The 9515-nt window shown below is 38.0% G+C and carries 10 protein-coding genes; 4 read left to right on the top strand and 6 right to left on the bottom strand.

Annotation, left to right across the window (positions count from 1 at the left end; all coding sequences use genetic code 11):
• The 3 genes from ACE1CC_RS17565 to ACE1CC_RS17555 all read right to left on the bottom strand — a co-directional run.
• On the bottom strand, positions 1-171 hold a 171-nt coding region (locus ACE1CC_RS17565), incomplete at its 3' end, for a transposase (protein ID WP_413271725.1).
• Complete coding sequence (locus tag ACE1CC_RS17560) at positions 158-922, bottom strand: carbohydrate ABC transporter permease (protein WP_413271724.1); 765 nt, start codon at positions 920-922, stop codon at positions 158-160. The genes ACE1CC_RS17560 and ACE1CC_RS17565, both read right to left, overlap by 14 nt.
• 91 nt (positions 923-1013) lie before the next feature.
• A complete protein-coding gene (locus ACE1CC_RS17555; protein WP_413271721.1) occupies positions 1014-1598 on the bottom strand; it encodes a 5-formyltetrahydrofolate cyclo-ligase in 585 nt (194 codons plus the stop codon).
• A gap of 265 nt (positions 1599-1863) precedes the next feature.
• On the opposite strand from ACE1CC_RS17555, the gene ACE1CC_RS17550 reads away from it, so the two are divergent.
• Together ACE1CC_RS17550 and ACE1CC_RS17545 are read left to right on the top strand one after the other, a co-directional pair.
• Complete coding sequence (locus tag ACE1CC_RS17550) at positions 1864-2925, top strand: mannose-1-phosphate guanylyltransferase (RefSeq protein ID WP_413271720.1); 1062 nt, start codon at positions 1864-1866, stop codon at positions 2923-2925.
• A 328-nt stretch (positions 2926-3253) separates the two neighbouring features.
• Positions 3254-4900 (top strand): ABC1 kinase family protein, encoded by a 1647-nt coding sequence (locus ACE1CC_RS17545; protein WP_413271719.1) that lies wholly within the window; start codon positions 3254-3256, stop codon positions 4898-4900.
• Here ACE1CC_RS17545 and ACE1CC_RS17540 read toward each other — a convergent pair.
• On the bottom strand, positions 4897-5205 hold the full coding sequence (locus ACE1CC_RS17540) for a cupin domain-containing protein (RefSeq protein WP_413271723.1): 309 nt from the start codon (positions 5203-5205) through the stop codon (positions 4897-4899). The two genes, ACE1CC_RS17545 and ACE1CC_RS17540, sit on opposite strands and share 4 nt — an antisense overlap.
• Before the next feature lie 240 nt (positions 5206-5445).
• On the opposite strand from ACE1CC_RS17540, the gene ACE1CC_RS17535 reads away from it, so the two are divergent.
• Positions 5446-6000, top strand: a complete 555-nt coding sequence (locus ACE1CC_RS17535; protein ID WP_413271718.1) for a transposase — start codon at positions 5446-5448, stop codon at positions 5998-6000.
• A 428-nt stretch (positions 6001-6428) separates the two neighbouring features.
• On the opposite strand, the gene ACE1CC_RS17530 is transcribed toward ACE1CC_RS17535, so the two are convergent.
• The gene (locus tag ACE1CC_RS17530; protein WP_413271717.1) at positions 6429-7085 is read right to left on the bottom strand and encodes an NACHT C-terminal alpha/beta 1 domain-containing protein; all 657 of its coding nucleotides are present in this window, start codon (positions 7083-7085) and stop codon (positions 6429-6431) included.
• Between the two features lie 131 nt (positions 7086-7216).
• On the bottom strand, positions 7217-8443 hold the full coding sequence (locus ACE1CC_RS17525) for an NACHT domain-containing protein (protein WP_413271716.1): 1227 nt from the start codon (positions 8441-8443) through the stop codon (positions 7217-7219).
• A 65-nt stretch (positions 8444-8508) separates the two neighbouring features.
• Here ACE1CC_RS17525 and ACE1CC_RS17520 point away from each other — a divergent pair, with 65 nt between their 5' ends.
• Entirely contained in the window at positions 8509-9054 is a 546-nt protein-coding gene (locus tag ACE1CC_RS17520) for a PDDEXK family nuclease (protein WP_413271715.1), read from the top strand.
• The last annotated feature ends 461 nt before the right edge of the window (positions 9055-9515 follow it).

Below are 9515 nucleotides of genomic sequence, written 5' to 3'. Positions count from 1 at the left end.
TTCTAGTGCATGGATTATCCAGCCATATTGCTTGCAGATTTCGCCAATGATTCTTTTAAGTTCCACTTCTATAGTCCCCTCAAGTACCTGGTGACGATACTTTGGGCAAAAGATGATGTGATAGCCTAAGCAGTGCTTGGCGTGTGACGAGGACCTCCTATCCTTTAACACCGCTGCCTAAATCGCTGGGAACTATGTATCTTTGTAAGATAATAAATAATAGTAGAATTGGCGCGATCGCAATTACTGAACCCGCAGCTATTAACCGCCAATCTAAGGAAAATGTTCCGGCTAATCTGGCTACACCTAAAGGCAAAGTATAATACTCTGGTTGGTCAATTACTATTAAGGGCCACAGGAAATCACTCCAAGAACCAATCAAGGTAAAAATTGTTAAAGTTACTAATGCTGGACGAATTGCTGGTAACATGATAAACCACCAAATTCCTAATTCGGAACAACCGTCCATTCTGGCAGCTTCTTCTAATTCTTTGGGTACTCCTTGAAAGGCTTGGCGCAATAAGAAAATGCCAAATGCTGAGGCTAAACTGGGAAAAATAATTCCTAAATAACTGTTTTTTAAACCTAATTGTACTGTTAAAATATACAAGGGAATCATCACGATTTGAAAGGGAATCATGATGGTAGAAACGATGATGGCAAAAATTATATTTCTGCCTTTAAATTCCAATCTGGCTAGGGGATAAGCAGCTAAAGCACAAAATAGTAAGTTTAAAATAACTGTTAATCCAGCTACTAAGGTACTATTAAATAAGTATTGGGCAAAAGGTAGGGATTGCCAAACTTGGATGAAGTTATCGAAGGTTGGTTGAGTTGGGAAAAATTGTGGAGGGAATTGGAAAATGTTTTCTGATGGTGATTTTAAGGCGGTGCTAATTAACCAGAATAAAGGAAAGAGCATGATTAGAGCGATCGCACCCAGCAACCCGTAAATTAAAACATATTTGCCCCCTGACAATTGCGGAATTTTAGATTTAAAATTCTGCTGTTTATCAAACATTATTTAGCTTTTCTCCCTGATTTTTATTAATAAGTTTTACCCCGGTTTCCGTACAAACTCCTGTTAAAGATCGATCCCATTCATCGATCGGAATCTCTACCAAATAAGTAAATTCAAAAACCATCCCAATTGTGAGTTTATTTGACCATTCAGGCAGAGTTAATAAACGGTCATAATATCCCGCACCGTAGCCTAATCGATATCCTCGCACATCACAAGCCACAGAAGGAACTAAGATTAAATCAACTTGACTGGGGTCTAAAGTGGGAGCATTGGCAAGAGGTTCTAAAATGCCAAATTTGTTGGTTTCTAACTGATCTCCCGCTTGCCAAAGATGCCAAGACAGTTCCTTACCAACGCAGCGAGGAAAACCCCAACGGTGGGAATTGTCAGCAAACAAGGGTTTTAAGTCTGGTTCTTGGCGGAAACTAAAATAAGCTAAAACGGTTTTTGCTTGCTCAAACAAGGGAGAAGATTGTAAGTGGGTGCAAATGCGATCGCTTTTTTCCTGCCATTCGGTTTTAGGTAGCATTTGGCGGATTTTCAGAAGCGATCGACGTAAACTAGCCTTATCCATTCAGTAACTAGCCTTATCCATTCAATAATTTCTTTAAAAATGAATCACTTCATAGTTTAAGATTTCCAGAAATCAAGATTAGCATAAGAATGTTAATTATACAGATGGTCGATCGCAAAACTAGGTTTCCGCAGATCTCGGTATCCATGATTGAATGAATCATCAACCTTTTAAATTTACTTGTTTAAATATTTAAATTTGATCTGCAAAAAACCTAGTAGGATCGAGCCAAGAAAGTAATAGTACTGATATTTACTCAAAACCAATGACTAACTCGTTAATCCCCGTAATCTTAGCAGGTGGCAAAGGTGAACGCTTTTGGCCCCTCAGCCGCAAACAACGTCCGAAACAGTTTTTAAGTTTAGATGGTAGTGGCAAAAGTCTTTTGCAAGCAACCGCCGATCGACTATTATCGGTTGCAGGTGGTTGGGATAAATTGTGGGTTTGTACTTCTAAAATTTTAGCCGAAGGAGTGAAAGAACAACTCCCCGAATTGCCAGTAGAAAACTTATTGGTTGAACCAGAAGGAAGAGATACTGCACCCGCAGTTGCTTGGACAACTTTAGAAATTGCTAACCGTTATGGTGATGATACAGTAGTTGGTTTTTTTCCCGCAGATCATTGGATTGCAGATGAAGCAGCTTACAAACAAATTTTAGAAGATGCTGCTAAATTAGCAACCCAAAAAGAGGCGATCGTCACTTTAGGAATTAAACCAAATCAGCCTTCTACTGGTTACGGTTATATTGAACAAGGAGAGGCGGAAGGTACTTTTGGGAAGTCGTTAGTTTATCGGGTAAATCGGTTTACAGAAAAACCCGATCGCGAAACAGCAGAAGAGTTTTTAGCGACAGGTAGATTTAGTTGGAATAGTGGAATGTTCGTGTTTCGTGCGGGAGTTGTGCTTAAAGAATTGGCAATTCACGCTTCAGAAATTCTCACTCCTTTAAAAGAACAAGGAATCGCAGCTTATTCACAATTACCGAAGAAAAGTATTGACTATGCTTTGATGGAAAAAACTAATTTGGCTTATGTGATTCCGGCGGCTTTTGGGTGGGATGATTTGGGTGATTGGAATGCGATCGAACGTTTATTAAAAGGCGAACAAGCGAATGTAGAATTAGCAACTCATGTGGGAATGGATACCCAAGGAAGTATCCTTTATGCTGAAGGTGAAGATGAGGTAATTGTTACTATTGGATTAGAGGATGTGGTGGTAGTGCGCGATCGTAACGTCACTTTAATTGTCAAAAAAGAACGTACTCAGGAAATCAAGCAAGTCTTGAAAAAAATCCAAGAAGATCCCAGATTTACTCATCTTTTGTAAAATCTAAAACTCTCGACAGATGTATAATTTCCCAGCTTTGGTTAGAATTAACTAAAGCTTTTTTGTTTTGGATTAAACCCATTTCTGTTAAAACAGTAAATGATTAATAAAAATCAGTGAAGTTGTAAAGCTAATTACATTCACGTATTAACTCAAGTTGCTAGTTATATTGAGTAGGGTGCGTCAGAGCGCCAAATTCTGGATCTAATCACTAATTTTATGACTCTGACGCACCCTACAGCCTAAAAAAATATTCTTTCATTAATAACTAGCAACTTGGGTTATTACCAATCACCAACTACCAATCACCAACTACCAACTACCAATTATGTTTTTAACTCAAACTGTTTCCCGTCAAAGAGATATTGCAGAAGTTGTCCTTCGCAATGGCTGGGGTTATATGCGGGGTTTGTTGACTGGTGGTAGTGCTGAAAATCCACAGTTGCCAACTCCGGCTGTTTTACGGAAAATTTTCATCGAATTAGGGCCTGTTTATGTCAAATTAGGACAATTATTAAGTACTCGTCCTGACCTTTTACCAGCATCATATATTGAAGAATTATCGACTTTACAAAGTTCAGTTCCGCCAGTTTCTTGGCAAGATATTGAAGTAGTTTTGCGCCAAGAATTAAAACAGCCTTTAGAAGAGGTTTTTGGTTTTGTGAATCCCCAACCGATCGCAGCTGGATCGATCGCCCAAACTCATCGTGCTAAATTAATGGATGGCAGAGAAGTTGCGTTAAAAATTCAGCGTCCTGGAATTGATGTAATTATTGAACAGGATACATTTTTAATTAGGGGATTGGCGGAGTTGGTCGATCGGACAGAGATTGGACAAACTTACGATATCAAAGGTTTAGCAGACGAATTTACCAAAGCATTAAGAGACGAATTAGACTTTATCTTAGAAGCCAGCTACACAAAACTATTACGCGAAAATATGTCTACAAGTCGCTGGTTTGATCCTCAACAATTAGTCATTCCCGAAGTTTATTGGGATTTAACAACCCGCAAATTACTAGTATTAGAATGGTTGGACGGCGAACCACTTTTAACAGCCAACTTTAGTCAGACAAATGGCGTTTCCCCACAAGAGAAAAGAAGGGAAATAACCAGGCTATTATTTCGAGCTTTTATTCAACAACTTTATGTTGATGGATTTTTTCATGCCGATCCACATCCCGGCAATTTCTTCTATTTAAAAGATGGTCGAGTCGCATTATTAGACTGTGGTTTAGTTGGGCGTTTAGACCCCCGCAGTCAGCGAATTTTGACAGAAATGATTTTAGCGATCGTCGATATGGACGCACAACGTTGCACCCAATTAACATTGCAATTAGCTGATTCTGCAAACCCGGACAACTTAGCAAATTTGGAAGTTTCTTATGAACGAATGTTGCGGAAATATTACAATTTAAGTTTATCCAAAATCAGCTTTGCCAAAGTATTTTATGAAGTTTTACAGATAGCTAGAGAGAATAAGATTAGATTACCCAGTAACATGGGTTTATATGCAAAAACTGTTGCGAATTTAGAAGGATCGGCAAGAATTTTTGACCCAGAAGTGAACCTGTTAGATGAAATAAAACCATTAATGACAGATTTATTTCAGAGGCAACTGTTGGGAGATAATCCTTTACAAACTTTATTAAGGACAGCTTTAGATGTTAAAAGTTTGTCTTTAGAATCTCCCCGACAAATAGAGTTACTTTTAGACAGAGTTACTTCCGAATCTTTGAAGTGGAATTTAGCTATCAAAGATTTTGATGGGTTGCGGCGAAGTTTAGATGTTTCCGCTAATCGTTTGTCTTTTAGTATTGTAGTTGGTTCGTTAATTATTGGCGCAGCGATTATTTCTTCTCAAGGGCAAACAAGTCAGTTTTCTGTGTTGAGTAATGCTTTATTTGGGGTGGCGAGTTTTCTGGGTTTGTGGTTGATTATTAGTATTTTAAGGTCGGGGAGATTGCGCTCTTAGGGTTTAACTATAATTGCTTTGGGTTTATTTGCTTCAAATAGTGAGGCGGAAAGAAGAATCACAGGACTTGCAGTTTCGTTTTTTCCATAATGTACCATTCCCCCAGGTTCAGCTAATGAATCTCCTACTTTAAGTAAAGTTGTTTGTCCTGCTTGAAGAGTTTCTTCAGTGCGATCGGCTCTAATAATTTTTGCTGCACCTTTAACAACCGTATAAGTTAATATACCAAATTCAACGCGCTCAATTTGCATTCCGGGATGGATATGAGGCGGAAGATTAGCACCAGGAGGAATGGTGTAACGCACTAATTCCAAAATTCGACCTTCGGCTTCGCTGGGATAACCACTAGCTAAAACTTCACGAGTTACAGATTGAGTCTAACTATTAACAGGTGTAGGTGTTTGTTGAGATTTGGCTATAGCAATTGTACCAAAAAATGCTAATAAAATTATTGGAAATATTGAGCTTACTTTTTTCATTTTTCTATTTAATGATAGCTGCTTAATAGTATCATATAATGAAAATACAAGAAAATTTTGCCTAGTATGAATTATAATCCTGATATCCACCATCGCCGTTCAATTCGCATTAAAGGATATGATTATTCCCAAGAAGGGGCATATTATTTCACTATCTGCTGCCATCAAAAGCGATGTTTACTAGGCGAAATTGTCAACGGTATCATGCAGCCAAATATTGCAGGTAAAACCGTTGCCGCAGTTTGGCATAATTTACCCTGTCATTTTCCATTTATTGAACTCGATGCTTTTGTAGTTATGCCCAATCACGTACATGGGATTATTGTGATTACCGAACAGCAAAATAATCTTACTAATAATCAATCATTAAAATCTCAAACATCTTTACCCAATGGAACTAAAGCAGGTTCATTGGGTGCAACTTTGCAAAATTTTAAATCAGTAAGTACTCGCCAAGTTAACCGCCTAACGCGAAATTCTGGCACAATTTGGCAACGTAATTATTACGAACAAATCATTCGTAACGAACAAGCGTATAATAATATCAGACGCTACATTATTGAAAATCCTTTGACATGGGAAGACGATGAAGAAAATATTTCCAAGTTTAAACCGATTTAACATTGATTCAATTACACATTAGTAATTTGTAGGGGCGAAGCATTCGGGCGACAATTTATGATAGTCAGCCAAAATATTCAATTCCGAATGCTTCGCCCTGCCCCCGCGACAATATAAAAATAATTTAATTTTATGTTATCCCCAAGAGATTAAAAGCATTCGGGTATATGAATTGTTGGTTTTTACCAAAGATAGCATTCGTATATATGAATTGTCGGTTTTCCCAGAGATAGTATTTGTATACATCAATTGTCGATTTTCATCAGAGATAGTATTTGTATACATCAATTGTCGGTTTTCATCAGAAATAGTATTTGTATATATCAATTGTCGCCAAGGCAGGGCGAAGCATTCGGATAGATGAATTGTCGGTTTTTGTCAGAGATAGTCGCCCGAATGCTTCGCCCCTACAAATATCGAAATCGTTTTTAAGCTTCTTTAATTTCTCTTTTCAGCCATTTTAATACTGTATCAATGAGGTTTGGATCGTTGGGAGAAATAAGTCTTACATTTTCGCAAGGTCGATCGCTAATAATGGCAATTGTACCCCCAAATGTAGCGATATCAGATAGGAAGGATAGGTTTAGGGTGCGATCGTTCTTCGAGTTGTAGAATAGCAAAGCAACTCGTTTTTCTAGTTTTCTCAAATCTAATCGCCAGTACTTTTTAAGTTGCTGCATTGTGTTTGGTTCTTCCTGCTTTTCTGGACAACCTTGTTCTACCATTTCAATGTAGATATCAGTAGCAGGGTTATTTGGATCTGAGAAGTAACTGCCATCAATGCAAATTAGTTTTACTGCTTTGTTGATTTCTTCATCTTTAGCAATTTCAGAATCAAGAATTGAAGGAAATTGCCTGAAATTGAGGTTTTGGATCGTGGATAATTTACCACATGAAATGTTATTAATAGCTTCTGTACAGTTGGTTGACTGTTGGCTGTGCCAAGCACGATAAAAGTCTGGATAACTCATATTTTTGGCACAGTGCCAAAGAACTTCATAGCAATAGAAATACTTATCTAAATTATCTCGATCAGGCTTTGTATCTAGGCAATATTTTAGACCAGCAACTACCACTGGAAACATTCCTTTACGAACTATTTTTGTAAATTTTAAAGCAGCTTGCCAACAGCCTGTTTCGTCTTCACTATTACAAAGTAAATTAACTAATGATTTTGCTAAATGCTCTTCATTATAATTATAGTTATAATTGTTTTCTATTCAGGAGCAAAAATTCTGTAATTACCTTGATCTGGATTTTCAGGTACATGATTTAAAAAATAATGCCAATCGTCAATATTCTGTGCCGCAAAATACTCCTGAAAAGTAGGATGAAAGAAAGCATAAACAGGTTCATCAGTTTTAGCTTCCCTATCAACTAAATTCAGCCAACCCAATTCCCAAGCTAACTTAAAAAGCCGATCATCCAATTCTTTTTTAATTAAACTTTCTGGCAATCGAAATCGAGCATCACTATCTAATCCCGCTATTGATAATCGACCAAGAGCTTGATGTAATTCTTCCTTTAACTCTAGTTGAGTTGTCCAATCGACACTAGACAGCGTTGGTTTCCACTCATAGAAATAGCGAACAAACAACTCATAAAGACCTGCTTTTGTTTCGGGAAGTTCCGCTTGTTCATCACGATAAAAAACTTGACATAGCAAAGCTAACCGTAACGGATTTTCTACTAGTTGACGAATGCGATCGCTTTGTGGTTGATTGAGCTTTTCCCGCAGAACTTTACCTAACTGTGGTTTCTTCGCAAATCCAAACCACTGCTTAATAAAGCGCCGTACATCTCCCTGACTAAATTTCTGAGTTTTATAAGTCTCAAAACCTGTCAGAGGATTGTTAGTTTGAGCATCCCAAACATTAGTGCGACAAGTCAACACAACCCGCACTTTACCCAACCAATCAGAAAGCTGATTTTGGATTCTTTCAAGTGCTTTAGCTGGCGAACTTTCCCCAATCTCATCAACACCATCTAACAACAACCAAACCCCACCTTGGCGCAAACGTTTTTGTAGTTTTTGTAGAGACGTTTCATGAAACGTCTCTACAAAAACGTCAGGGTAAGTTAGTGATATTGCTTCCGGTAGCCATTCCTCAAGAATATAGTTTTTCAGTGTCCTTCCTTGCAAACTTGCCAAAGAAATGCAAATCGGTAAATCTTCAGTATTTTTTTGAATATAAGTGGCGATGCGATCGAGTAATGTTGTTTTACCTGCTCCCGGTTCACCAACAATAGCAATATGCTTATTTTTACCAACAGATTGCTGTGCAATTACATCATTTAGAAATTCATCATGCTGGTAAATGCGAGTAATGACTTCCTGTTTTAATTGATGTACCTGTTCTATTGGTAAAATTCCACTGCGGCGCTGTTGCTCTTTGCGTTCAACCAATGTTAAGGGTTCTTTAACAGCATTAGTTAACTGCACTTATTATCTCTGGGCTAAACAACTGTATCTCGATAGTCTCAAATTATCGAGTTCAAATTCAGCCAATGGCTTACGCTTTCAACTACAAAAATTCAGAAAACTTCGACTTCAATAGCAATGATGACTCAATGCAAAGTTTTCCCCACTTCCAAAACGGAGAAATCATCAACGAATTGGAAATAATGATTATTGACATTCTCGAAATGATTTTAGGAAATCGCTTCCGTTACTGTCCCCAAGTACCATTAGAAATCATCTGTTCTCGTCCCGAAAATTTCTCTCGTCTCCCCGATGAAATCTGGAAATTTTGGGTTAGTTCCAAAGTAGATATTGCTTTAATCGATCGCACTTTCCCCACCAACCGCAAAGCCAAATTAGTTGTAGAATGCCAATCTCACTGGCATGATTCCTTAGAAGCGCAGTTGCGCGATCGCAAAAAAGCCAAACTCCTCGCCTCAGTCAACGTTCCCCTAATTTATGTGCGAAGAATCGCAGAAGATCAAAGATATTATCGCTTCTACACACCCAACGAAAAACACGAAGTTTTTTACAACATAATTACTCAACAAGGATGGGCAGAATTAGAAGCTTTTTTGCTCAGTTTTTTGTAATTTATGTTAACAATTTTTCCTTTTGTAGGGGCGAAGCATTCGGGCGACAATTTATGACACTCAGCCAAAATATTAAATTCCGAATGCTTCGCCCTGCCTCCGCGACAATATGAAAACTACTCTAAACCAAAATATTTAAATTCCGAATGCTTCGCCCTGCCCCCACGACAATATAAAAACTACTCTAAACCAAAAAATTAAATTCCGAATGCTTCGCCCTGCCTCCGCGACAATATGAAAACTACTCTAAACCAAAATATTTAAATTCCGAATGCTTCGCCCTGCCCCCGCGACAATATGAAAACTACTCTAAACCAAAATATTTAAATTCCGAATGCTTCGCCCTGCCTCCGCGACAATATAGAAACTACTCTAAACCAAAATATAAAATCCCGAATGCTTCGCCCTGCCCCCGCGACAATATGAAAACTACTCTAAACCAAAATATAAAATCCCGAATG

The organism is Floridaenema aerugineum BLCC-F46 (assembly GCF_041929345.1).
GTDB lineage: Bacteria > Cyanobacteriota > Cyanobacteriia > Cyanobacteriales > Aerosakkonemataceae > Floridanema > Floridanema aerugineum.
Note: the sequence above shows the minus strand (reverse complement) of the source record. Positions and strands in the feature narration are given on the sequence as shown.

Coding starts and splice junctions, on each gene's coding strand:
- ACE1CC_RS17560 (WP_413271724.1), bottom strand. CDS start 922: ATGCTCTTTCCTTTATTCTGGTTAATTAGCACCGCCTTAAAATCACCA.
- ACE1CC_RS17555 (WP_413271721.1), bottom strand. CDS start 1,598: ATGGATAAGGCTAGTTTACGTCGATCGCTTCTGAAAATCCGCCAAATG.
- ACE1CC_RS17550 (WP_413271720.1), top strand. CDS start 1,864: ATGACTAACTCGTTAATCCCCGTAATCTTAGCAGGTGGCAAAGGTGAA.
- ACE1CC_RS17545 (WP_413271719.1), top strand. CDS start 3,254: ATGTTTTTAACTCAAACTGTTTCCCGTCAAAGAGATATTGCAGAAGTT.
- ACE1CC_RS17520 (WP_413271715.1), top strand. CDS start 8,509: ATGGCTTACGCTTTCAACTACAAAAATTCAGAAAACTTCGACTTCAAT.
- ACE1CC_RS17530 (WP_413271717.1), bottom strand. CDS start 7,085: ATGTTTCCAGTGGTAGTTGCTGGTCTAAAATATTGCCTAGATACAAAG.
- ACE1CC_RS17535 (WP_413271718.1), top strand. CDS start 5,446: ATGAATTATAATCCTGATATCCACCATCGCCGTTCAATTCGCATTAAA.